Source organism: Hymenobacter sp. 102 (genome assembly GCF_049949205.1).
Lineage (GTDB): Bacteria > Bacteroidota > Bacteroidia > Cytophagales > Hymenobacteraceae > Hymenobacter.
Genome location: NZ_CP188172.1, coordinates 4393731 through 4417576 on the forward strand (window position 1 = coordinate 4393731; position 23846 = coordinate 4417576).

At 62.7% G+C, this 23846-nt stretch carries 17 protein-coding genes; 9 read left to right on the forward strand and 8 right to left on the reverse strand.

What is annotated here, in order from left to right; translation table 11 throughout:
• Positions 1-92: 92 nt before the first annotated feature.
• From ACN19L_RS18950 to ACN19L_RS18990, 9 genes are all read left to right on the forward strand, one after another.
• Positions 93-875, forward strand: coding sequence for a WecB/TagA/CpsF family glycosyltransferase (locus ACN19L_RS18950; protein ID WP_426491025.1), 783 nt, complete (start codon positions 93-95; stop codon positions 873-875).
• 265 nt (positions 876-1140) lie between these two features.
• Positions 1141-2034, forward strand: coding sequence for a glucose-1-phosphate cytidylyltransferase (gene rfbF / locus ACN19L_RS18955; protein WP_426491026.1), 894 nt, complete (start codon positions 1141-1143; stop codon positions 2032-2034).
• 121 nt (positions 2035-2155) lie between these two features.
• Positions 2156-3247 (forward strand): NAD-dependent epimerase/dehydratase family protein, encoded by a 1092-nt coding sequence (locus tag ACN19L_RS18960; RefSeq protein ID WP_426491027.1) that lies wholly within the window; start codon positions 2156-2158, stop codon positions 3245-3247.
• A gap of 66 nt (positions 3248-3313) precedes the next feature.
• Positions 3314-3874: a dTDP-4-dehydrorhamnose 3,5-epimerase gene (gene rfbC, locus ACN19L_RS18965; RefSeq protein WP_426491028.1), complete on the forward strand. Its 561-nt coding sequence runs from the start codon at positions 3314-3316 to the stop codon at positions 3872-3874.
• A 73-nt stretch (positions 3875-3947) separates the two neighbouring features.
• The gene (locus ACN19L_RS18970) at positions 3948-5279 is read left to right on the forward strand and encodes an NAD(P)H-dependent oxidoreductase (protein WP_426491029.1); all 1332 of its coding nucleotides are present in this window, start codon (positions 3948-3950) and stop codon (positions 5277-5279) included.
• 66 nt (positions 5280-5345) lie between these two features.
• Positions 5346-6689: a methyltransferase domain-containing protein gene (locus ACN19L_RS18975; RefSeq protein WP_426491030.1), complete on the forward strand. Its 1344-nt coding sequence runs from the start codon at positions 5346-5348 to the stop codon at positions 6687-6689.
• 57 nt (positions 6690-6746) lie between these two features.
• On the forward strand, positions 6747-8075 hold the full coding sequence (locus ACN19L_RS18980) for a DUF4910 domain-containing protein (RefSeq protein ID WP_426491031.1): 1329 nt from the start codon (positions 6747-6749) through the stop codon (positions 8073-8075).
• Between the two features lie 34 nt (positions 8076-8109).
• Positions 8110-9042, forward strand: coding sequence for a hypothetical protein (locus ACN19L_RS18985; RefSeq protein WP_426491032.1), 933 nt, complete (start codon positions 8110-8112; stop codon positions 9040-9042).
• A 1-nt stretch (position 9043) separates the two neighbouring features.
• Positions 9044-10420, forward strand: a complete 1377-nt coding sequence (locus tag ACN19L_RS18990; protein ID WP_426491033.1) for a glutamate-1-semialdehyde 2,1-aminomutase — start codon at positions 9044-9046, stop codon at positions 10418-10420.
• A gap of 219 nt (positions 10421-10639) precedes the next feature.
• Here the strand turns inward: ACN19L_RS18990 and ACN19L_RS18995 are convergent, their stop codons facing one another.
• From ACN19L_RS18995 to ACN19L_RS19030, 8 genes are all read right to left on the reverse strand, one after another.
• Positions 10640-12601: a glycosyltransferase family 2 protein gene (locus ACN19L_RS18995; protein ID WP_426491034.1), complete on the reverse strand. Its 1962-nt coding sequence runs from the start codon at positions 12599-12601 to the stop codon at positions 10640-10642.
• A 32-nt stretch (positions 12602-12633) separates the two neighbouring features.
• Positions 12634-13863, reverse strand: coding sequence for a glycosyltransferase family 61 protein (locus ACN19L_RS19000; protein ID WP_426491035.1), 1230 nt, complete (start codon positions 13861-13863; stop codon positions 12634-12636).
• 51 nt (positions 13864-13914) lie between these two features.
• Positions 13915-14871: a GDP-L-fucose synthase family protein gene (locus tag ACN19L_RS19005; RefSeq protein ID WP_426491036.1), complete on the reverse strand. Its 957-nt coding sequence runs from the start codon at positions 14869-14871 to the stop codon at positions 13915-13917.
• A 141-nt stretch (positions 14872-15012) separates the two neighbouring features.
• Complete coding sequence (gene gmd / locus ACN19L_RS19010) at positions 15013-16125, reverse strand: GDP-mannose 4,6-dehydratase (RefSeq protein WP_426491037.1); 1113 nt, start codon at positions 16123-16125, stop codon at positions 15013-15015.
• A gap of 221 nt (positions 16126-16346) precedes the next feature.
• The gene (locus ACN19L_RS19015; RefSeq protein ID WP_426491038.1) at positions 16347-19733 is read right to left on the reverse strand and encodes an Ig-like domain-containing protein; all 3387 of its coding nucleotides are present in this window, start codon (positions 19731-19733) and stop codon (positions 16347-16349) included.
• Positions 19734-20416: 683 nt separating this feature from the next.
• Positions 20417-21577, reverse strand: coding sequence for a hypothetical protein (locus tag ACN19L_RS19020; protein WP_426491039.1), 1161 nt, complete (start codon positions 21575-21577; stop codon positions 20417-20419).
• A gap of 39 nt (positions 21578-21616) precedes the next feature.
• Complete coding sequence (locus ACN19L_RS19025) at positions 21617-22456, reverse strand: glycosyltransferase family 2 protein (RefSeq protein ID WP_426491040.1); 840 nt, start codon at positions 22454-22456, stop codon at positions 21617-21619.
• 6 nt (positions 22457-22462) lie between these two features.
• Entirely contained in the window at positions 22463-23782 is a 1320-nt protein-coding gene (locus ACN19L_RS19030; RefSeq protein ID WP_426491041.1) for a glycosyltransferase family 4 protein, read from the reverse strand.
• Between the last annotated feature and the right edge of the window lie 64 nt (positions 23783-23846).

A 23846-nucleotide genomic window follows, 5' to 3' on the forward strand; every position in this document is an offset into this window, starting at 1 on the left:
GGGGGAATGCGTGAGCTTGCCATGCACGATACCCTCTTACCAGGTGTTTCGGGTCGTCAGAACTGCCAGCTCACTCATTCCCTCATTCACCGATGCTGCCCAAGCTATCCGTTCTGGATTCGTGGATTTCAACCGGTACTCCGGCTGAGTTCGTGGCCGCTATTCTCCGGCTCGGGGCCCAGCGTGTATCTGCTTACGTATGCTTTGCCAATGTGCATATGGTAGTGGAGGCGCAGCAGGACCCCGGCTTCCGGCAGATTCTGGACAATGCGGCCCTGGTAGCCCCCGACGGTAGCCCAGTGGCCGCCGCCCTGCACCGGCTGAACCCGGGTAGTACCCCCCAACCCCGGGTGGCCGGCATGGATTTGCTGCCGGCCCTGCTGGAAGCAGCGGCCCATAGCGGACAATCAGTGTATTTCTACGGTACTACTGAGGAGGTGCTGGCCGCCATTGTAGCCCGGGCCCGCCGCGAGCTGCCCACGCTACGCATTGCGGGCACCTGCTCGCCACCATTTCGCCCGCTTACGCCCGAGGAAGATGCCGCTGAGGTAGCTGCCATCAATGCCACGGACCCCGACTTGGTATTTGTGGCTTTGGGCTGCCCCCGGCAGGAACGTTGGATGGCCGCCCACCAAGGCCGTATCCGGGCGTGCATGTTGGGTGTAGGGCAGGCCTTTCCGGTGTATGCCGGGCTGGAGCGCCGCTTGCCGGTATGGGCGCGTAAGCTGTGGCTGGAATGGGCCTACCGGCTCTGGCTGGAACCCCGGCGCCTGTGGCGCCGCTACCTACTCACCAACTCCCGCTTTATGTATCTGGTGGCCCGGCGGGTTACTGCCCAACTGGTAGGTAGGCCGCTACCCCGACCGGTAGCGTAGGCCAGCGCCCCTCCGCTTGCGGCCCGATTTCACTGCGGCGTACTCGTGGCAGAACGGGTTGGGCAGGCGTATAGGATATACACAGGATAATAATGTGTTATAATTTACTTATTATTAAAAATAATAATAATTTTTATTGACAATATTATAATATATGGTATATTTCTGAAACCTTAGCCCAGCCTGATCAGGCGAGCAGAAGTGGTTAAGGGTCGTCTTGCTGACTTCTTTTCTGACATCCGTCTCCCTCTACTTCCCAACTCCTATGAAAGCAGTGATTCTGGCAGGTGGCTACGGCACCCGCATTAGCGAGGAAAGCGGCGTACGGCCCAAACCTATGGTGGAAATAGGGGGCAAGCCTATTCTGTGGCACATCATGAAGATTTATGCCTACCACGGCATCCGGGAGTTTGTGGTGTGCTGTGGCTATAAAGGCCATATGATCAAGCAGTATTTTTCTGATTATTTCCTGCATAACTCTGATGTGACGTTCCGCATGGACCGCAACGAGATGCAAATTCACCGCAACCACGCCGAGCCCTGGACCGTGACGCTGGTGGATACCGGCCAGGAAACCATGACCGGGGGGCGCTTACGCCGGGTGCGCGACTACCTTACGCCCGGGGAGCCGTTCTGCCTGACCTACGGCGACGGGGTGGGCGACGTGGACATTCGGGCGGCCGTGCGCTACCACCGGCAGCAGGGAGCCCTGGCCACCCTCACGGCCGTGCGGCAGCCGGGTCGCTTCGGGGTGTTTAATCTCTCGGAAGAAAGCAGCCGCGTGAGCAGCTTTACCGAGAAGCCCGAGGGCGGCGAAACGCCCTGGATCAACGGTGGCTTCTTCGTGCTGGAGCCGGAAGTGCTGAACTACATCACCGACGACGATACCGTGTGGGAAAAGGCCCCGCTGGAGCGCCTGGCCGCCGAGGGCCGGCTGGCTGCTTTCCGCCACACGGGCTTCTGGCAGCCCATGGATACTCTGCGCGACAAAAACATGCTGGAGGAAATGTGGCAGCAGGGCCGCGCCAAATGGAAAGTATGGGATAATGCCCCCGAGCCCATGGAACCCGACCCCGTGCTGGCCGATATCCTGGCCTCCCCGCTGGTAGCACCCCCCTCGGAACGCGTGGCCGCCCCCACCATCATGCCCGCCGACTAAGCGGTGAATTTGTGAAGTGGTGAAATGGTGAGTTTGTCGTCCTGTCGGATCAAACTGCGCTAAGTCATCACCGAACAGCAAACTCACCATTTCACCACTTCACAAATTCACCTTTCACCGTATGCAGCGCATTCTTATCACGGGTAATATGGGCTACGTGGGGCCCGGCGTAGTGCGCCACCTGCGTCAGCAGTTTCCGCAGGCCGAGCTGATTGGCTACGATATGGGCTACTTCGCGCACTGCCTCACCGGGGCCGCGCGCCTGCCCGAGACGCGGCTGGACCGGCAGGTTTTCGGGGACGTGCGCGCTCTGCCGCCGGGGCTGCTGGAGGGTGTAGATGCCGTGGTGAGCCTGGCCGCCATCAGCAACGACCCCATGGGCCAGACCTACGAGCAGGTGACGCTGGACGTGAACTACCACGCCACCATTGAGCTGGCCCGGCAGGCCAAGGCCGCCGGGGTGCGTAGCTTCGTGTTTGCCTCCTCGTGCAGTATGTACGGGGCCGGGGGCGAAGGCGCCAAAACCGAAAGCTCTCAGCTCAACCCGCTCACGGCTTACGCTCGCTCCAAAGTGCTGAGCGAGATAGAACTACGCCCCCTGGCCGACGACAACTTCCTGGTGACCTGCCTGCGCTTTGCTACGGCCTGCGGCTGGAGCGACCGGCTGCGGCTGGATTTGGTGGTGAACGACTTTGTGGCCGGGGCCGTGGCCGCCGGCGAAATCAGCATCCTGAGTGATGGCACGCCCTGGCGGCCCCTCATTCACGTGCAGGACATGGCCCGGGCCATTGAGTGGGCCCTTGGCCGCCCAACTGAAGTAGGGGGCACGTTCCTGGCCATCAATACCGGCTCCGACGAGTGGAACTACCAGGTGCGCGAGCTGGCCTACGCCGTAGCCGACGCCCTGCCCGGCACCCGCGTGAGCCTCAACGCCGACGCGCCCCCGGACAAACGCTCCTACCGCGTCGATTTTAGCCTGTACCGGGAGCTGGCCCCGGCCCACCAGCCCCGCCGCACGCTGGTAGATGCCATTGCCGAGCTGCGCGACGGATTGCTGGCCATGAACTTCCGGGATGCGGCCTTCCGGTCTTCGGAGCTGATGCGCCTGCGCGTGCTTACGGCCCTGCGCAATTCGCAGGAGCTGGGCGACGATCTGAACTGGGTGCGCGCCGGCAGTGCACGCCCGGTGCGGCAGGCGGTGCTGGTTAGCTAGCCGCCGGCCTGTTCCCGGCCACTCTCTTCTCCCACCGTTCTACCATCTACCCAAATCACCACTGCCATGATTTTTACTGAAACCGAGCTGGCCGGCGCCTTTATTATTGATGTGGACCGCATGGCGGATGAACGGGGCTTTTTTGCCCGATCCTGGTGCGAAGATGAGTTTGCCGCTCATGGCATTCTGATGCCGCCGCTGCAAGCCAACGTGTCCTCCAACCCCCAGAAAGGTACCCTGCGCGGGATGCACTACCAGCTGCCCCCCCACGAGGAAACCAAACTGGTGCGCTGCACCCGCGGTGCTATTTACGACGTGATTGTGGACCTGCGGGAGGAGTCGCCCACCTACGGGCAGTGGCTGGGCGTGGAGCTCACGGCCGACTCGTTCCGGATGCTGTTTGTGCCGGGGCGTTTCGCGCACGGCTTCATTACCCTACAGGATAATACTGACGTGTGCTACCAGGTATCGGCCAAGTACACGCCCGGCTCCGAGCGGGGCTTGCGCTGGAATGATCCGTCCATCGGCATTCAGTGGCCCGTTGCCCCCACGCTGATTTCCGAGAAGGACCAGCACCATCCTGATTTTCAGCTGCACCTGCCGGAGCTGGAAGAAGTAAAGGGCTAGGCGGCCTCAACCGGCCGGTCCGGACCATGGCCCCCATTCCGGCTTACATCCCCTCCTTTTTAAACTCAACCCCATGCTCATTATTGATACTGCCCTGCAGAAACGCCAGCGCGAAGGCCGTCCCATTCGGGTGGGAATGGTAGGAGCCGGGTTTATGGCCCGGGGAGTGGCCCGCCAGATTTGCCGCTACGTGCCCGGCATGGAGCTGGTGGCCATTGCCAACCGCACCCCCGAAAAGGCCCGCGCCGTGTACGCCGAAGCCGGCGTAACGGACGTGACCGAAGTAACTACGGTAGCGCAGCTGGAAGCCTGCCTGGAGCAGGGCCGCCAGGCTATTGCGGAGGATGCGCTGCTACTCAGCCGGGCCGCCGGCATTGAGGCCATTATTGAGGTAACCGGAGCCGTGGAGCACGGGGCGCACGTGGTGCTGGAAGCCATCCGGCACGGCAAGCACGTTATCCTGCTGAACGCCGAGCTGGATGGCACCGTGGGCCCCATTCTGAAGGTGTATGCCGACCGTGCCGGGGTAGTGTACACCGTGGCCGACGGCGACCAGCCCGGCGTGACGCTTAACCTGGCCCGCTTCGTGAAGGGGCTGGGGGTAACGCCCGTGCTCTGCGGCAACATCAAGGGCCTGCACGACCCCTACCGCAACCCGACCACTCAGGAAGGCTTTGCCCGTCAATGGGGCCAGAATCCCAGCATGGTGACCAGCTTTGCCGATGGCAGTAAAATCAGCTTTGAGCAGGCCGTAATTGCCAATGCCTTGGACATGCGGGTAGCCCGACGCGGGATGCTGGGCCCCACCGTGGAGCCGGGCACACCCATTACCAAAGCCGCCGAGTGGTACCCGCAGGAACTGCTGCTGAACGGCGGCCCCGGCTTAGTGGACTACGTAGTGGGGGCCGAACCCGGCCCCGGCGTATTCGTGCTGGGTACCCTCGACGACCCGGTGCAGCAGCACTATCTGAAGCTCTACAAGCTGGGGCCCGGGCCACTGTACTGCTTCTACACGCCCTACCACCTGTGTCACTTCGAAACGCCCACTACCGTGGCGCGGGCCGTGCTGTTCCAGGATGCGGCCCTGGCTCCGGCCGGTCCCATGTGCGTGGAAGTAGTAACAGCGGCTAAGGTGCCCCTGCACCCCGGGCAGATGCTCGATGGCATTGGGCACTACCACACGTATGGGCTGGCCGAGAATGCCGACGTAGCGCAGCGCGAAAACCTGCTGCCCCTGGGCGTAGCGGAAGGCTGCATCCTCCGCCACGATGTGCCCCAGGACCAGGTGCTGACCTACGACGACGTGCTGCTGCCCGAAGGCCGACTGATTGACCGGCTGCGGCGCGAACAGGAAGCCTACTTCCGGTCCGCCGCTGTCCTGACCCCCGCCCACTCCACCGTGTAAGTGTCTGCTGCTGCTTGGGCAGCTCTCCAGATTCTTCCGCCTATTATCCTTCCTCTTTATATGGCAATGGAACCACTACCCTCGTTCTCGCCCGTAGCAGCGCGCCCCGATACGGAGGCGCTAATAGTAGGCACTCTGGCAGCAGCAGAACTGCTGTCCAGTCCGGTTGAGCCCCCTGCCAGTCCCTGCCGGTTTTGCGGAGCCCCCCTGGATTTTACGTTCGTGAATCTAGGTACCTCACCGCTCTGTCAGGACCACGTGCGCCCCCACGAATTCAACCGGGCCGAGGCCTTCTATCCGCTGCACGCCCGGGTGTGCCGCGAGTGTTTTCTGGTGCAGCTGGATGAGTTTGTCACGTCGGAGGAGATTTTTCAGAACGACTACGCCTACTTCTCGTCTTACTCGGCCTCCTGGCTGAAGCATGCCCGCCGCTACACTGACCTGATGACCGAGCGGTTCGGGCTGGGGCGTAATAGCCTGGTGATTGAGGTAGCTTCCAACGATGGCTACCTGCTGCAGTACTTCGTGGAGAAGAATATTCCGGTGCTGGGCATTGAGCCGGCAACCAACGTGGCCAGCTACGCGCAGGCCAAGGGCATCAACACGCTGGTGCGCTTTTTCGGGTATGATACGGCCCGCTACGTGGCCGAGCTGAGCGGGCAGGCCGATTTGCTGCTGGGTAACAACGTGCTAGCGCATGTACCGGATATCAACGATTTTGTGGCTGGTATGCGCGTACTGCTTAAGCCGGGGGGAGTCATCACCATGGAATTTCCGCACCTGCTGCGGCTTATGGAAGGCAACCAGTTCGATACTATCTACCACGAACATTTCAGCTACCTCTCGTTCTACACGGTGGAGCAGATTTTCGCCTCCCACGGCCTCACGCTGTTTGATGTGGAAGAGCTGCCCACGCACGGTGGGTCCCTGCGCATCTATGCCCGGCACACGGCCGCCGACTGCCACCCCACAACGGCCCGGGTGGGGGAACTGCGGGAGCGGGAGCTGGCCGCCGGGGTAACGGACCTGGCTTACTATGCCAACTTCGAGGAAAACGCCAAAGAGACTAAGCGCAAGCTGCTGGAATTCCTGATTACTGCCAAGCGCGACGGTAAAACGGTGGTAGGCTACGGGGCCCCTGGCAAGGGGAATACGTTGCTGAACTACTGCGGTATCCGGACTGATTTTCTGGACTATACCGTGGATGTGAGCCCCCACAAGCAGGGCAACTTCCTGCCCGGCACGCGCATTCCCATCTGCCACCCCGACCGGATCCGCCAGACCCGTCCCGATTACGTGCTGATTCTGCCCTGGAACCTGCGCGAAGAAATCATGGAGCAGATGCAGGACATCCGGGAGTGGGGCGGCCGCTTTGTGGTGCCCATTCCGGAAGTACAGGTGTACGAATAATGCCTGCCCGCCATCCTGGCTATCTGGTAACCCTTCCTGTGCTCCTGCCTGTTGCTTATGCCTGCTGCTGCTTTGCCCGTTACGCCCACTGCCCTGGCACCTGCTACGCCCGGCGCAGCCATGCACGCGCTGCTGGAGCGGCTGTACCCCATCTGCCGCAGTCTCACGGGCAACGGCGTGCGCCAGACGCTGGCCATCCTGCGCGAGTATCTGCCGGAACTGCGCGTGCTGGAGGTGCCCAGCGGTACCCCGGCCCTGGACTGGACGGTACCCGCCGAGTGGAACATCCGGGACGCGTGGGTAAAGAATGCGGCCGGGGAGCGGGTTATCGATTTTCAGCAGCACAACCTGCACGTGGTGCAGTACAGCACCCCGGTGAGCGGCTGGTTTTCCCGGGCGGAGCTGGACCAGCACCTGTTCTCGCTGCCCGAGCAGCCCTACCTGATTCCGTACCGCACCAGCTACTACCAGCCTGATTGGGGCTTCTGCCTCAGCCACCAGCAGCGCCTGCAACTCCAGGATGAGTACTACGAGGTCTGCATCGACAGCACGCTGGACGAAGGCGGCTCCCTGACCTATGGGGAGCTGGTGCTGCCCGGAGCCTGCCCCGATGAGGTGCTGCTGTCCTGCCACTGCTGCCACCCTTCCCTGGCCAACGATAACCTGTCGGGGCTGGTGGTGGCGGCGTTTCTGCTGCGGGAACTGGCCCGCCGGCCCCGGCGCTACACCTACCGGCTGGTGGTTGGGCCGGGCACCATTGGCTCCATTGTGTGGCTCAGCCGGCACCCGGATACAGTGGGCCTGATCCGGCACGGGCTGGTGCTCACGCTGCTGGGCGGGCCGGGCCCCTTCACCTACAAACAGAGCCGCCAGGGCACCGCCGAAATTGACCGGGCGGCGGCCCAGGTGCTACGGCACAGCGGCCAGCCCCACGCGGTGCGGCCCTGGCTGCCTTACGGCTACGATGAGCGGCAATACTGCTCCCCCGGCTTCAATCTGCCGGTCGGGTGCCTTTCGCGCACCCCGTTCGGGGAGTTTCCGGAGTACCACACCTCCGCCGATAACCTGCAGTTTGTGCAGCCAGGGCAGCTTGCGGAGAGCCTGCAAGTAACCCTGAGCCTGTGCGAAGCGCTGGAAGCCAACCGTACCTACCGCAACCTTCAGCCCTACGGGGAGCCGCAGCTGGGCCGGCGGGGCTTGTACAAAGGCGTGGGTGGGGGAAGGGAGGGGGCTGAGTGGCAGCTGGCTCTGCTGTGGCTGCTTAACCTCTCCGACGGGCAGCACAGCCTTCTGGCCATTGCCGAACAGGCCGCGCTGCCCGTGCCGCTGCTGCACCGGGCGGCCGTGGCGCTGGAGGGTGTGGGGCTGCTGCAGCCATTCCCCTGACAGAATATGCTTCTTCCTTTCAAGTTTCGGCTGTATGAACACGCTCTTTATTAATCCTGCCCTTTCCGATGATGAGCGCCGGAAACGGCTGTTTGAAGGTCAGGTCTGCGTATATTCTCCGGGGCCCGCGGCACTGGCGCTGGTTGAGTTTGCCCGGCTGATGATTGAGGAAGCCTTCGGCGAGCTGGACCCCGTAACGGCCCAGCATCAGCTCACGGCCCCCGAGTACGAGGCCCTGCTCAACAGCTTCAAGCCGGCGTTCATCAACCATGCACGCTCCAAGGAGTTGGTACAGGCCATTTTGCTGGAAATGGGGTGCGACCCGGAGAAAACCTATTTCGATGTGCCCCGCATGCGCACGGCTACCAGCAACCAGTTTCTGAGCCGGGGTATTGCCTATTCGTTCGAGGCGCACCGCGACACCTGGTTTTCCGGACCCCTGTGCCAGGTGAACTGGTGGTTCCCGATTTACGAGCACGAATCGGGCAATACCATGGCCTTTCATCCCGAGTACTGGGCGCAACCCGTGCCCAACGGCTCTGAGGGCTACAACTGCCACGAGTGGTACACCGAAGGCGCCCGCCTGGCGCAGAACCCCGGCATACCCGACCGGCGGCAGCGGCCCCAGCCGGTGCAGGCGCTGCGCCTCGATCCGCAGCTGCGGGTAATTTCCCCGGTGGGCGGCATGACAGTCTTTTCGGCTGCCCAGATGCACTCCACCGTGCCCAACCACACCGGCAAAACCCGGTTCAGCATTGATTTCCGAACCGTGAACCTGGACGACCTGCTGGCCCACCGTGGCGCTCCCAACTACGACTCCGCCTGTACCGGCACCACCCTGGCCGACTACTACCGCCTCGCCGACCTCCGCCGGCTCCCGCCGGAGCTGATTGCGGAGTATGAGGCCGGCACACCGCTCGAATCAGTTACCTGCGCACCCCAAACGCTCCAGTCGGAGCCCCGCTGATATGCTGTACAACTCCACTGTTGCTCCTCTTGCTCCTCTTGACCCGGCCACCTCATTTGCGCATCAGCCCCGCAATTTTACCCGCTCCAATCTGCTGAAGCGCCGATTTAACGAGGTAATTCCGGGTGGGGGCCACACGTATGCCAAAGGCGACGACCAGTTTCCCGAGTTTATGGCCCCTTATATCGTGCGGGGCAAGGGTACCCACGTCTGGGACGTGGATGGCAACCAGTTTGTGGAGTTTAACGCCGGGTTACGTTCCGTTACGCTGGGCCACGCCTATGCCCCGGTGGTGGAGGCTGCCCAGCGGCAAATGGAGCTGGGCACCAACTTCGGGCGGCCGGCCCTGCTGGAGTTGGAGGTAGCCGAAGAGTTTCTGGCCTGCACCCAGGCCGGCGAAATGGTGAAATTTGCCAAAAACGGCTCCGATGTGACCAGTGCCGCCATCAAGCTGGCCCGCGCCTACACCGGCCGCGACCTGGTGGCCGTGTGCCAGGATCATCCGTTTTTCTCCGTCGATGACTGGTTTATGGGCACCACGCCCGTGCAGGGCGGCATTCCGGAGGCTACCAAGGCCCTGAGCCTGAAATTCCGCTACAACGACCTGCCAGGGCTGGAAGCCCTGCTGGCTACCCACGCGGGTAAGGTGGCCTGCGTGATTATGGAAGTAGAAAAAGACCAGGAACCGGCCCCCGGCTACCTGGCCGGTGTACAGGCGCTGTGCCGCCGGGAAGGGGTCATCCTGATTTTTGACGAAGTAATTACCGGTTTCCGGTGGGACAACCGCGGAGCCCAGTACCAGCACGGCATTCAGCCCGACTTATCTACCTTCGGCAAGGCCATTGCCAACGGATTCAGCCTGGCGGCCCTCACGGGGCGCCGCGAGCTGATGGAGCGGGGCGGCATCTACCACCCGCACGAGCGGGTATTTCTGCTCTCTACCACGTACGGGGCCGAAACCCACGCCCTGGCTGCCGCCCGCGCCGTCATGCAGATTTATCAGGAGGAGCCGGTGGTGGAAAAGCTACACGCGCTGGGGGAGCGGCTGGCGGTTGGTTTCCGGCAGGCCGTAGCGCAGTACGAGCTGCAGCCCTACGTGGAGCTGCTGGGCAAGCCCTGCTGCCTCACCTACGCCACCCGCGACCAGGATGGAATTCCTTCCCAGGCCATGCGGGCCCTGTTTCTGCAGGAAACCACCCGCCGCGGTATCCTGTGCCCGTCCTTCGTGACCAACTATTCCATGACCAACGACATCATCGACCAGACCATCGACAGCCTGTTTGAGGTGCTGGCCATTTACCGCCGGGCTCTGGATGAAGGAGTGGAGAACTACCTGACCGGCCGCCCGCTCAAAATTGTGTACCGGCGCTACAACTAGCGTCGCTTGCCCGGGAATCACCGGCAAGCAGAGGGCATGGTGCCTGCTGTGGTACTGAAGCGGAAACCGGCAACGGGTGCCGTAATAGGTAGCCCGGCCGCCCCTTCCTGTTGGCAATGCCAGGGAGGAGGGATGGCCGGGCTACGGTTGCTTCCGGGGTGGCCAACAGGCCGGTGCTACTGCCAGGCAGAGCGCCTGCTCATGGGCTTGTACACGGGCTTACAGGCTGGGCCGAAGCCAGGAAACAAGCCTGGGTGGGGTAGGAGGGCTCCATCTGACCAAGGTCAGCAGGTGAAGGCCCCAGCGCACGGGAAGCCAGCGCAGGGAAACCGGCAGGTGGCGCAGGGCGGGCAGCTGCAGCAATTGCAGCACCTTGCGCGCCCCGGCGGCATCGTGCTGGCGCAGGGCCCGGGAGGCGCCAGCCAGCACAAACTGATGGAAGAAGTGGGACTCGGCCTGCCGCAGGCGCGACTCAGGCAGCAGATTATGAGTACGAGCCTTCTGGAAAATGCGCAGCAGCAGCTGAATGTTCTGTTCCTGAAACATGCCGGTGGTCAGGGCCCCGTCGTGCACGGAGTACGCGGCCGTTACGGCTGGTACCTGGAGCAGGCCCCCGTAGGCAAATACCCGCAGCCACAGGTCCGTGTCGTCGGTGTCGCGCTGGGTGGGGTCGGGGCCGCCTGTGCGCAGGTAGGCCTCCCGGCTCACTACCAACGCCGGTATCCGCACCAGGGCTGAGTCGGTCAGCAGGGCCTCTACGGCCTGGGCAGGAGGCAAATACGCGGTGTGCCGGGGTACCTGACGCTGCAACTCCTGGCGGCGGCCATCCACTACGCGCACGCCAAACAGCACGGCATGATGCTGATTTTGAACGCGCCGCAGCGTTTGCAGCATCGTGTGCAGCCCGCCCGGCAGCAGGTAGTCATCATCGTGCAGCATCAGAATAAACCGACCCCGGGCCCGGGCCAGGCAGGCAGTCCAGTTGGTGGCCGCGTTGCCGCCCGGGGCATTCCGGTAATAATGCCAGCGGGGGGCAGGCTCCTCGGCCAGTACCTGGGCGGCTACCTGGGCGCTGAGGGCATTGGCGGTGGAGTTGTCGGAAATGATGACTTCCACCCCGGCCGGGAGCCGGCCGATGGAGCGCAGGGCGCGGGCCAGCAGCTCGGGCCGGTGGTAGGTGGGGACGCAGATACTGAGCAGGGGAGCCGGATCCTTCATCGGGATGGAAGGTTGCCAGGGCTGGCGGGCGCGCTGCTGCACCAGCTGGCGGGCGGCCCATACCTCCCGCCAGTGCTGCCACAGGTACCGCAGGGCCTGCAGCGAGCCGCGCTCCGCCACCAGCGCGTAGCCGACAATGGCCAGCTGGCGCGGAATGGCCCGGGCCAGTAACGCCAGGGCGCGGGTGCGGGGAGTGTTCTTGATAAGCAGCAGCCACTGGTTTTTTACGGCGTCCGTCTTGATGGCCCCGTTCAGGCGCCGGCGTAGCCGGAGGTTGGCCGGTTGGAATACGCGCGGGTGCAGGGCCCGGCAGGCGGGCTCGAACAGGGTGTGCCAGCCATACAGCTGCCCGCGCCAGGCAATGTCCCAGTCTTCCTTGTGGGCGAAAAAGCGGGAGTCGAAGAACTCGCCCTCCACCCGCAAATCGTCAATGAAGGCGCGGCGGTACAGGGGCAGAGCTCCATCGGCGCCGTCAACCAGCATAGGCCGCAGCGGAGCTACCTCGCTGAGGCGCTGGCCGTGCAGCCGCAGCCCGAAGCGTCCATCGGGAAGGGCCAGCATTCCGGCACTATCAATGCGCGGGTCGGGCTCGGTGCTTTGCAGCAGCAGGCCGCACACCGTCCCGATGCGCTCATCCTGCTGCATGGCCGCCAGGGCCCGCTGCAGGTAATCGGGCGCCATTTCGATGTCGGGGTTCACCAGCAGCACCATGGGCTGGTCGGTCCGGTCGATGGAAAAGTTGTGGCCCCCGCAAAACCCCCGGTTTTCGGGCAACTTGTGGAGCCGGATGCGCGGGTCCCGGGCGGCCAGCGCCGCCACCCGGGCGCAGGTATCATCCTGGGAAGCATTATCAACTACCCACAGCACAAAATCCGGAAACGTCTGGTGTAGTGCCGATTCCAGGCAGGCTTCAATGGTGGCAGCGCTATTCCAGGTAACCACGGAAAGCAGAACGGCAGGCATAAGCAGGCGGGCAAACAGGCTTCGAGGAAAAATCAGGTCAGGGCGGCCTGCCGGTGCAGGGCCGTTTCCACCAGGGCGCGCAACGCAGCCGGGTCCACGTGCAAATCGTCGCGCTGGGCGTTGAGGCGGCCGGTGCTCACGTGCGGGGAAGTACCCACCAGAAACTGGTAGCCAATGCCCAGGCGGGAAGTAAACTCCAGGTAGTCGGCCACTACAAAGCTGGGCGGAAACAGCTCAATAAGCTGCGCGCCGGGAGGCGAAACGACGAGGTTGGCCAGGCCCGCCCCCACGGAGGCCACTACCACCCGGGCCTGGGCAAACAGGGCAATCTTCTCGGCCTGGGAGTAAGGCGTGAGCACGTGGGTTTCAAAGCCGTATTCCTGCAGCATGGCTTCCAGCTCCGGCTCGTTCAGGATGTGCCGGCCCGGGGCATCCCGGCGGCTGATGTAGACTAACGGGCTGAAGGTGCGCTGCACCGGGGGCGGGGGCAGCAGCGCGCCGCGCAGAAAGGTGCAGGCCCACGCGGGTGTGTGGGTAAGCCGGCCGCGCACGGCCGAGGTAGCCAGCAGCTGCCGGGCCCGCAGGTGGGGCGTGGTGCGCACGTCCAGCAGTCGCTCGGGCCCAATGCCCAGGGCCGCCAGCGTATCCAGCACAAACTGCTTGCGGGCGTCGTATACCACAAAATAATCCACTGCATCGAGCAGGCCGGCCTCCCGCACTAGGTGCAGCCGGGGCAGCGAGTCAATCAGCCAGTGGTAGTAGTTGCCGCTGGCCGCGCCCCCGCCCGACAGCAGGCTGCACACGGTGCCCGCAATATCCCGGGGCTCCTCGAAATACCGCTGCTGAAAGATGTTGTTGTGCTCCGGCGGGGTGAGGTTCCACTCCCGGCTGCTGTACTGAAATGAGGCGTCGCCCACCAGTTGGTTGTCAGCCGTGATGATGGCTACGCTGTCGAAATTATCGGCGTACAGGCGGCCGTTGGTGAGGGTTACCACAAAAGCCGGCGGAATATCTTCCGTGGGGTGCGGCTTATCGTGCAGCCCCGCATACTCCGAAGCCAGGGCGTAGAATTCCGGCGGAATGCGCAGCTCCGAGGTGTAGGCCGGCACCACTTCCTGGTAAGCAACGCCGCTGCCCGGCTGGGCGGCCAGCTCCCGGCTGCTGTAGTGCACGCCGGTGGGGCGCTGGTGCAGGTTGTGGGGTACCCACTCCCGAAACAGACGACTTACTCTGCGCTGGGTCCGGATGACAAGGTCGTGCATGGGTGGACGGGTTGGGAGTGAGAAGGAAAGGCGGGGGCGTAGGCCGGCTACCTACGCCAGCTGGGGCTCCGGGTGCCGGGCGGCCCGTTTCCAGTCGGCCGACTGGAGTACAGCCTCAATGCCCTCGCGCAGCCCAATGGTGTGCTGCCAGCCCAGAGCCGAGAGTTTGCTCACATCCAGCAGCTTGCGGGGCGTACCATCGGGCTTGGCAAAATCGAAGAGGATTTCTCCGGCGTAGTTCGTCAGCTCCGACACCAGGTCGGCCAATTCCTGAATGCTGATGTCCCGGCCGGTTCCGATGTTAACGGGCTCGGCCCCATTGTAGTGCAGCAGCAGGTGCAGGCAGGCATCGGCCAGGTCGTCTACGTGCAGAAACTCCCGCCGGGGCGTGCCCGTGCCCCACACCTGCACCCGGGGCAGGCCCAGGGCCGCCGCCTCCGAAAATTTGCGCAGCAGGGCCGGCAGCACGTGCGAGTTCTGCAGGTCGTAGTTGTCGCCGGGTCCGTAGAGGTTGGTGGGCATTACCGAAATAAAGTTGCAGCCGTGCTGCTGCCGGTAGGCTTCGCAGAGCTTGAGGCCGGCAATTTTGGCAATGGCGTAGGGCTCATTGGTGGGCTCCAGAGGGCCGGTAAGCAGATATTCTTCTTTGATGGGCTGCGGGGCCAGTTTGGGGTAGATGCAGGACGAGCCCAGGAACAGCAGCTTCTTCACCCCGTGGCGCTGGCTCTGGCTGATGACGTTATTCTGAATCATCAGGTTGTCGTACAGAAAGTCGGCGCGGTACAGGTTGTTTGCCTGGATGCCGCCTACTTTGGCGGCGGCCAGCAGCACGTATTCGGGGCTTTCCAGGGCGAAGAAATCCTCCACGGCGGCCTGGTCGCGCAGGTCCAGCTCCTGGGAAGTGCGCGTTACGAGGTTGTGGTAACCGGCCCGCTGCAGGCGGCGCACCAAAGCCGCACCCACCATGCCCCGGTGGCCGGCCACGTAAATTTTGGCGTTGAGTTCCATAAGGGGGAGAGAATGCTTAGTGAAATGGGGAGGTGGTGAAATGGTGAGGTTGATGTTCTGGTGGTCATATCAGGGCAAGCTGCGCAAGTGGCGCAAACAGCCCGTCAAACTCACCATTTCACCACCCCACCATTTCACCGCCTACTCATCGTGGTACATGATCTGGTGGCCGGCTTCCAGCAGCACCGCGTCGCGGCGGAACAGGCGCAAATCGGCCTGCACCATGTCCTGCACCAAAGCTGGCAAATCATACTGCGGCTCCCAGCCCAGCTCGGTTTTGGCCCGCGTGGGGTCGCCAATGAGCAGCTCCACCTCGGTGGGCCGGAAATACGCCGGGTCCACGGCCACCACTTCCTGCCCGGTAGGCAGCTGGTAGTCGGGGTGGTGGCAGGCCGCCACAATGCCCCGCTCGTCCGCGCCCGAACCGCTGAAGCCAATTTCAATACCCAGCTCCGCAAAGGCCAGGCGCACGAATTCGCGCACGGTGGTAGTTACGCCGGTAGCCACCACGTAGTCGCGGGGGTGCTGCTGCTGGAGCATGCGCCACATAGCCTCCACGTAATCCTTGGCGTGGCCCCAGTCGCGCTTGGCGTCCAGGTTACCCAGGTACAGCTTCTCCTGCAGGCCCAGGGCAATGCGGGCGGCGGCGCGGGTAATTTTACGCGTCACAAAGGTTTCGCCGCGCTGGGGGCTTTCGTGGTTGAACAGGATGCCGTTGCAGGCGTACATGCCGTAGGCCTCGCGGTAGTTCACCGTAATCCAGAAGCCGTAGAGCTTGGCCACGGCGTAGGGTGAGCGGGGGTAGAAGGGCGTGGTTTCGCGCTGGGGTACTTCCTGCACCAAGCCATACAGCTCGGAGGTGCTGGCCTGGTAGATGCGCGTTTTGTGCGTCAGGCCCAGAATGCGCACCGCCTCCAGCAGCCGCAGCGTACCAATGCCGTCCACGTCGGCCGTGTACTCGGGCGTATCGAAGCTCACCTTCACGTGCGACATGGCCCCCAGGTTGTACACCTCATCGGGCTGCACTTCCTGCACAATCCGGATCAGATTGGTGGAGTCCGTCAGGTCGCCGTAGTGCAGCTTGAAGCGCACGTGGTCTTCGTGGGGGTCTTGGTAGAGGTGGTCAATCCGCTCGGTGTTGAACATGGAAGAGCGGCGCTTAATCCCGTGAACCTCGTAGCCCTTGCTCAGCAGCAACTCGGCCAGATAAGAGCCATCCTGACCAGTAATGCCTGTAATGAGTGCGCGCTTCATAGATGCGTAGTAAGGAGTGAAGAAGCAAATCAGCCAGATTAGCCCCAGTAGAACTATTACGACAAATAATTGTATTTAAAATCATATATCCAACCAATTCTATCAAAATATTTACGTTAATTATTGTTTAAGGTAAATTAAAGACAGCAGCCACTAAAAAACCCGACTCCTGCATAGGAGCCGGGTTTTCGTAAAGTTCCGGTTAGCTGTGGGCCAGAGCCTTAGCCGAGGCGGGGAGCAGTGCGCTGCCGCTGCGTAGCGGGCAGCGTACCCACCAGCTCCGGCCGCACTACCTGCGGACCCGCCGGCGTACCGGCGGTGGGCAGCAGCACGGTGGCCAGCGACGCGGCCTCGCGCTGGAATGGGTTCAGTACCTGAAAGGCCGTACCCGCCGACTTCTTCCACACTTCCACGCCTGAGAGGTTCAGGTCGCCGCCGGTGCTGGTGAGCGTGAGCGTACCGTTGGAAACGGTGGTCGTGAACGGGCCAATCTTCTTCCAGTTGCCGGCGTTGCCAGTGTTGAAGTTGCTTAGCACCGTCTGGCCGTTCAGGGCCAGCGTTACGGTTTGGGCGGCGTTGTCCTCCCACACGTAGGCGTACACATCGTAGGTACCGTTGGGCACGCTCGTCATTGAGAAGCTCAGGTTGCGGGCGTACACCGAGGACCGAATCATCTGCGAATACGCCGTGGTGGTAGCCGGATTCAGCGAGACGCCCTGGTTGGCAAACGGCGTACCGTTGGTGGTGTAATTAGCGGCGGTGCTGCCCTGCCAGGCGTTGCCGTCCAGGGTGGTAGCTGAGCCGTTCAGGTTAATGGCCCGGTAGAACGTGGCTGCAGCCACTGGGTTCACGGTAACGGCTACGGGGCTGGAGGTGGTGCTGGCTCCGGCGTTGTCGGTGGCTTTGGCCGTGAGCGACACGCTGCCGGCGGCCGTGGGCGTCCAGCTCAGCTGGAAGGGAGCCGACGTGTCCTCGCCCAGCTTGGTGGCGCCGCTGAAGAACTCGACTTTGGCAACCGAGCCGTCGGCGTCAGCGGCGGTGGCCGTCAGGGCCAGGGCCGTATTCACCGGCACAGAAGAGCTGGCCGCGGCCAGGCTCACCGTCGGGGCCTGGTTCTGGGTGGCCGTGTTGGCCTTCCAGATTTCGATACCCGACAGGTTGGGGTGGCCGCCCGAAGTGGCCAGTACAATGTTACCGTCGGTTACGTTGGCCGTGAACGGGCCCAGGCGCTTCCAGGTACCAGCCGAGCCAGTGTTGTAGTTGCTCTGCACCGTCTGGCCTTCCAGTACAATGTTAGTGGTTTCCGGGTTGTTATCCTCCCAGATATAGGCGTACACGCTGTACGTACCGCTCGGTACGTTGCCCACGGTTGCCCCCACGTTGGTACCCCCAATGGCGGTGGTCAGCATACCGGCGCGGGCCGCGTCGGCGCTGGGCTGCAGTGTGGTCGAGGAGTTGCTGAACACCATGCCGCTGAGCTGCACATTCGCCGCGCCTGCGGAGGCTTCCCAGTTATGGCCATCCAGCGTTACGGCCGAGCCGCCAATGTTGATGGCGCGGTAGAACGTGGCGTTAGCCGGCCCGCCAAACGTGGGCGAAGGCGTGGGCGAAGCAGCCGGATTCACGGTAACGGCTACGGCGGCGGAGGTGGTGCTGGCTCCGGCGTTGTCGGTGGCTTTGGCCGTGAGCGACACGCTGCCGGCGGCCGTGGGCGTCCAGCTCAGCTGGAAGGGAGCCGACGTGTCCTCGCCCAGCTTGGTGGCGCCGCTGAAGAACTCGACTTTGGCAACCGAGCCGTCGGCGTCAGCGGCGGTGGCCGTCAGGGCCAGGGCCGTATTCACCGGCACAGAAGAGCTGGCCGCGGCCAGGCTCACCGTCGGGACCTGGTTCTGGGCAGCGGTGCTCGGCTTCCAGAGCTCAAGACCCGAGAGGTTCACCGTGCCCCCAGTGGAAGTCAGGGTCAGGCTGCCATCCGCCACGTTGGCCGTGAACGGGCCCAGGCGCTTCCAGGTACCAGCCGGGCCGCTGTTGTAGTTGCTCTGCACCGTCTGGCCTTCCAGGGCCAAGCTAAAGGTTTCCGCGTTGTTATCTTCCCACACGTAGGCATATACCAGGTAGGTGCCGTTGGTAACTGCCAGGTTAGCCGTCAGGGAGTTGCTGTACGCCGAGGAGCGAATCATGCTGGCGCGGGCGGCGTCGGTGGCCGGGTTCAGGGTAACGCCCTGGTTCGCGAAAGTGGTACCGTTTACCTGGAAACCGGAAGCTGTGCTGCCGGCTTCCCAGCTGCGGCCGTCGATGGTGGCCGCCCCGCCGTTTACGTTAATGGCGCGCACAAACGTGGCATTGGTGGGGTCAACGGGAGCGGGAGCGGGAGCCGGCGTCGGAGCCGGGGCCGGGGCAGGAGCCGGCGAGGTGGTGGTACCGCCCGTGTTGGTGCCGCCTGCGCCAATGGTAATGCCGTTCTGCTGCAGTTTCTGCTGCCACCGGGTCATCTCATCAGCTTCCGTCTGGAGCGTGATGGGGTTAGGCAGGTGCGTGGTGCCTGAGCAGGTAGAGCAGGCCCCGGTACTCAGGTCGTGGCGGTTCGGAAACGGCACGTTATAGCCGTTCTTCACGAAACCGATGGTATTGTTCTGGATGCGGTTACCGTAGAAAACAGAGCCAGGCTGCTGGTAGGCGTTGAACATAGCCGTAGCCGCATAAGTAGCGTTCAGGGCCGAGCCGTCAGCCAGCTGGGCGCTGGTAATCATCCGGTTATCGTGGTAGTAGATGTCGTGGCCGGCGGCAATGTTCATGGCCGCGTTACAGGTGCTGATGAACTGGTTGTTGTAGGCTTCGATGAAGGCGGCCGTAGTAGAGGCCGAAGACCCGTCGCCGTCAGTTGTCATCCCCGTGCCGGTAAAGGTGCTGCCGTTGGCCGGGTAAGGGTAGGCTCCCTTCACAAAGTTATCGTGCACGCGGGCTACACTCTGCTGCACGCCCCCGGAGTTGTAGAAGTTGATGTTATCCTCCACCAAGCTCTGGTTGGGCTCATTGATTACCTGATTCCAGGCAATTTCAATGTTACCCACGTTGCGCACTTGGTTCAGGCCCATAAACTGCACGTACTGGCCCCCGCCGTTGCGGTAGCGGCCGTCAATGTTTTTGGCTTGGTTGTAGCGCACCGTCAGCGTCTGGGCAGCTGAGCCGTCACCGCTCCACTGGTAGGCGGCGATACCCGAAGTGTGCTCAAAATAGTTGTTTTCGATGCGCACCGAGCGGCCGGAGTTCACCTCCACGAAACGACCGTGGCGGCGGTTGTCCACGCTTTGCTGCGTGCCGTAGCCCTTGTTGTTGGTGATTACGAGGGTGGAGCCGCCATTTTTGGCGTCAATCAGGTCGCCGGCACCCACCAGCACGCAGCCGGTAATGGTAACGGGCTGGGTGGTCTGAATGCGGATGCAGGGCGTATTGGAATCGGTGCTGCGAAAGTTACCCGTGTACGTGCCACCCTGGGTGATGGTGATGGGGGCGGAGTACGTGATGTTGGTGGGAAACTGGCCTTGTGCCTGCGAAGTGGCGGGCTTGAGGCTGAACAAGGAAACTGCGGCTGCCAACAGGGGCAGCATGCGGGCGCCAGAGCGGGTGCTTTGAGTCATCAGGTGAAGTGTGGTTCTGAGGGCTTTTTGCATTCTGTGTGCCTTTACACAAGAAAAACTATATAGGAATGATTGACTAAATGCATTCCCCGTCCAATTTGTTCCAGTGGAACAGATAAAATTTGTGCTATTGCTGAGAAGCGCGGGGTTCAGACCTTTCTACGGGGCAAAGAGCACTGCGTACCGGCGTCAATCGGCACCTGATGCGCCTACGGAAGCGTTGCTGCCCAACTCCATATACTGAGCATGGAGTATCCCGAATAAGGCCTAACGTAATGTGGCAAACCATCTTATCACCTAGCACAATCCTGTCTGCTGCCACTCGGGGCCCTGCGTAAGAGCCCGGAACATTCGGTTCTCATTTCCATCCTATGCAAATCCGGGATTCCGGGAAATACAGGTGGTTCTGAAGAATCCTGACCAATTGTATTATTAAAATAATACTAAATTGGTGCCTGAGGTTCATTGCAAATGTATAAAACAAGCTGCATATAGACTCTTCCGGCGCAAGTTCCTGCTTTGTAGTATTTAAAGATGGAGTAGAAAGCAGAACCCCAAAAAAAGGCCCGCTGCTGCCGAGCGGGCCTTTTGTCATTTCCGGCGGATGCCAAAATTATATACCGATACGTGGCAATCGACTGCCACTGAATGGCTTATTCCAGCCGGGATGTCCGCCAGGTTTGCCGCTGGGCCTGCCATCGTAGCCGGGCTTGTTGCTCCGTTTGCAGCGTGATAGGGCCGGGCAGATGCCGAGTATCGGTGCAGGGCGAGCAGGCGTCGGTACTCAGGTCGTGGCGATTAGCGGAGGGGTGCTGCCGACCCCAGCTCACAAACCCGATAGTGTTGCGGTGCATCCGGTTGGCGTAAAAAACGGACGCGGGCTTCTCGTAGGCATTAAAGATGGCCGTGCCGGCGTACGTGGCGGTCAGGCGGCGGCCATCGGGTAGCAGTCCGCTGGTAACCAGGTGGTTGTTGTGGAAATAGTTGTGATGCCCGGCGGCAATGTTCATGGCCGCGTTGCAGGTGCTTACCACCGTATTGCGGTAGGCATCCACGTAGGCCGTCGTCGTCAGTCCCGAGGAGGCGTCGCCGTCGGTGGTGATGCCTGAGCCGGTGAACTTGGGGCTTGTGGCCGGTACCGGATAGGCGCCCTGGATAAAATTATCGTGCACCAGCAGCGGACTGGAGGCTGTACCCGAGGAGTTGTGCAGGTTGATGTTGTCCTCCACCATGCTCTGGTCGGGCTCATTTATTACCTCGTTCCAGCCAATGTCAATGCGCTCTACGCCGTGCACTTCGTTCAGCTGCAGAAAGCTGACTTTGGCCCCGCCCCCATTGCGGTAGCGTCCGTCGATGTTGCGCGCCCGGTTGCCGCGTATGGTGATGGTCTGGGTGGCCGAGCCGTCGCCCTGCCAGCGGTACACGAGCAGCCCACTGGTGTGTTCCAGATAATTGTCCTCCGCCAGCAGCCGCACCCCCTCGTTCAGCTCCAGAAACCGGCCCGAGGCCTGGTTATCAGTAGTAGGCAGCTCTCCAATGCCCCGACAGTTGCGAATGGTGAGGTGGGCTCCCCCCTCCCGGGCGTCTATCAGCAGGCCGGGCCCCCGCAGCTCGCAGTTCTCCAATACCACGGGTTCAGTAGTGGCAATCCGGATGCAGGCCTGGCGGGAACTGGTACTGTGGTAACGGCCGGTGTAGGTGCCGCCATGCCGGACTACCAGCACCGCCTCCGACTCGGACCGCAGGGCGCACGTTGCGCCGGCCAGCAACAGGCCAAGCAGGAGCAGCGTGCGGGGCAGGGCAGTCGGGAGCATGGGAAGGAGCCGGATAAAAGAGCGAAGAAGCCCGGGCAGCTAGTGCAGAAAATACCCTACCAGCCGGCGGGCGTAGCCATTGAGCAGGAAATAGGGGAGGTAGGGTCGGGGGCAGTTTTTCAGGCTGAACCAGGTAAAGTTGCGCAGGTTGCCGCCACCCCGAATGCCGAACAAGTGCTGGTAGTAGCCCCGGACGCTGCGGCGACGGCGGGTAATTTCCTGGCCGCTCTCCTCGGGGTAGGTGCTCAGGTGAGCATCATAGTTGCAGTACACCGGAAAGCCGTGGCGGCGGGCCACGCTGGTATAGTCAAAATCGGCGAGGTAGTGAGGGAGTCGCTTTTCATCGAACAGCCCGATGGTATCCAGTACCACCCGCGGAATCAGCAGGCCCCGGCCGGGCAGGTAGGTAACCGGGTGCAGGCCATAGCGGCGGTGCGTGGGCAGCTCGGCTAGCAAATCGTGGCGGGTATTGGTGCGCCAGTCCAGGGTTTCGCCCCCGTACACGGGCTGTCCGGTGGCAATGTCCAGTTCCAGTGCCCCAAGTACAGCCGTGGGATGTTGCGCTGATTTGGCCAGCATATCGGCCACAAAATCCGGAGCGGCTACCACGTCGTTGTTCAGCGTCATGATGAGGCTGGCCCCATCCTGCAGCGCCCGCCGGATACCTAGGTTCACACCCGCCGTCCAGAACAGGTTGCCGTCGCCCTGTTCCACCAGCACCTCCGCAAAATCCTCCCGCAGCATCTGGGCGGTACCGTCGGTGGAGCCATCATCCACTACCACCACCCGGAACGTGGTGAAAGTCTGGCGGCGCAACGACTGCAGGCAGGCGCGGGTAAACTCTTTGCGGTTGAAAACGGGAATAACAATGTACAGCATGAGGAGTCAGCGAGGATAGGTTGGGAGGGAGGGCCACGCCTGGGCCACGGGGGACTGCCGGGTAGTGGCCGGCGCAGCAACGGCCGGCTCCGCCGGCTGGGGCAGTATCCGGCGCAGCAACGCCTGAAGACGACGGGCCCGCAGTGCCCAGGTGTGGGTGGCGGCAAAGGCGAAGCCCGCCTGACCCGCCGCCACGCGCTCGGCGGGCTGCCGGTAATAGTGCTCCACAGCCCGGGCGAGGGCCTGGGCGGTAGCCTCCGGGGTGGTAACGGGCACTTTGCAGGCGGCAGTGGCCGGAATAAAGTCGTGTGCGCCCTGGTGGTCGAGGGTGATGATGGGCAGGCCGGTAGCCATGGCCTCCAGAAACTGGGAAGCAAAAGAGTCGCGCAGGCTCCCGAACAGGAAGGCATCGTGGGTTTGGTAAGCAGCCCGAACCTGCTGCCAGGGCACGGCCCCGCGCCACGTTACGCGGTTTTGCAGTCCGTAGCGGGCAATCTGGGCCGGCAGCGAATCGCGCAAAGGGCCATCCCCGATGATGGTGAGGTGAAACGGAATGCGCGGATCTACCTGTGACAGCGCTTCCAGTATCAGATACAGGCCCTTGCGCGGAAACAGCCGCCCCAGCCACAGCAGCCGTAGCTCCGGGGTTGCGGGGCGGGGCGGGTAAGCGGGCGGAAAAAAATCTTCGGGCAGGCCGGAATCCAGAAACAGCTCCACGCGCCGGGCCCCCAGCCGGCGGGCCAGAGTAGCCGTTTCAGAATTGGTAGCCAGTACCACCGAGGCGTGCCGCAGTGTCTGGCGCACGTTGGGGTCAAAGGTGACAAGCAGCCAGCCGATAACGTTGCGCATGGTTTCCGATTTAAACCAATCCGGAATAAACCGCCGGAACGCTGCCGGGGCCCGCTGTCCACCGCCCACCGGCCCAAACACCAGGGGCTTGCCCAGGCGCCACATCCAGGAGCCCATCTGCAGGCTGCCATAGGTGGCATGGTGCACGTAGTCGAACTCAACGGACTGGCTGAGCTGCCGGGCGGCCCGCCACGCCCGATACTGCCACACCCCGTAGTGCAGGTACACGCCAAACTGCCACCGGTGCAGAAACTGCACCCAGGCCGGTACATCCACGAAGAGAAACTGGAGCTGCCCGGGGTTCAGCTCCTGCCCGTGCCGGGCCATGAATTCCTCAATGCCCGCCCGTCCGCTGGGGTTGGTGATGCACCATACACGGTGCCCCTGACGGGCGGTTTGCCAGGTCCAGTTGAAGCCAAAGCCATCTTCGCCCCCGAACCGGGGGTTGCAGGCATAAGCGGAGAGCAGAACATTCATGGAGAAGCAGGTGAAGGCCGGAGCAGCCCCGGACCGGATAGAAAGTGAAAGAACGACGGTTGGC

Bases quoted from the DNA above. Each gene is read 5' to 3' on its own strand.
- ACN19L_RS18970 (WP_426491029.1), top strand. From the start codon at position 3,948: ATGCTCATTATTGATACTGCCCTGCAGAAACGCCAGCGCGAAGGCCGT.
- ACN19L_RS19000 (WP_426491035.1), bottom strand. From the start codon at position 13,863: ATGCACGACCTTGTCATCCGGACCCAGCGCAGAGTAAGTCGTCTGTTT.
- ACN19L_RS18980 (WP_426491031.1), top strand. From the start codon at position 6,747: ATGCCTGCTGCTGCTTTGCCCGTTACGCCCACTGCCCTGGCACCTGCT.
- rfbF (WP_426491026.1), top strand. From the start codon at position 1,141: ATGAAAGCAGTGATTCTGGCAGGTGGCTACGGCACCCGCATTAGCGAG.
- ACN19L_RS18995 (WP_426491034.1), bottom strand. From the start codon at position 12,601: ATGCCTGCCGTTCTGCTTTCCGTGGTTACCTGGAATAGCGCTGCCACC.
- ACN19L_RS19025 (WP_426491040.1), bottom strand. From the start codon at position 22,456: ATGCTGTACATTGTTATTCCCGTTTTCAACCGCAAAGAGTTTACCCGC.
- ACN19L_RS19005 (WP_426491036.1), bottom strand. From the start codon at position 14,871: ATGGAACTCAACGCCAAAATTTACGTGGCCGGCCACCGGGGCATGGTG.
- ACN19L_RS19030 (WP_426491041.1), bottom strand. From the start codon at position 23,782: ATGAATGTTCTGCTCTCCGCTTATGCCTGCAACCCCCGGTTCGGGGGC.
- ACN19L_RS19015 (WP_426491038.1), bottom strand. From the start codon at position 19,733: ATGCTGCCCCTGTTGGCAGCCGCAGTTTCCTTGTTCAGCCTCAAGCCC.
- ACN19L_RS18975 (WP_426491030.1), top strand. From the start codon at position 5,346: ATGGAACCACTACCCTCGTTCTCGCCCGTAGCAGCGCGCCCCGATACG.
- ACN19L_RS18990 (WP_426491033.1), top strand. From the start codon at position 9,044: ATGCTGTACAACTCCACTGTTGCTCCTCTTGCTCCTCTTGACCCGGCC.
- ACN19L_RS18985 (WP_426491032.1), top strand. From the start codon at position 8,110: ATGAACACGCTCTTTATTAATCCTGCCCTTTCCGATGATGAGCGCCGG.
- ACN19L_RS18960 (WP_426491027.1), top strand. From the start codon at position 2,156: ATGCAGCGCATTCTTATCACGGGTAATATGGGCTACGTGGGGCCCGGC.
- ACN19L_RS19020 (WP_426491039.1), bottom strand. From the start codon at position 21,577: ATGCTCCCGACTGCCCTGCCCCGCACGCTGCTCCTGCTTGGCCTGTTG.
- gmd (WP_426491037.1), bottom strand. From the start codon at position 16,125: ATGAAGCGCGCACTCATTACAGGCATTACTGGTCAGGATGGCTCTTAT.
- rfbC (WP_426491028.1), top strand. From the start codon at position 3,314: ATGATTTTTACTGAAACCGAGCTGGCCGGCGCCTTTATTATTGATGTG.
- ACN19L_RS18950 (WP_426491025.1), top strand. From the start codon at position 93: ATGCTGCCCAAGCTATCCGTTCTGGATTCGTGGATTTCAACCGGTACT.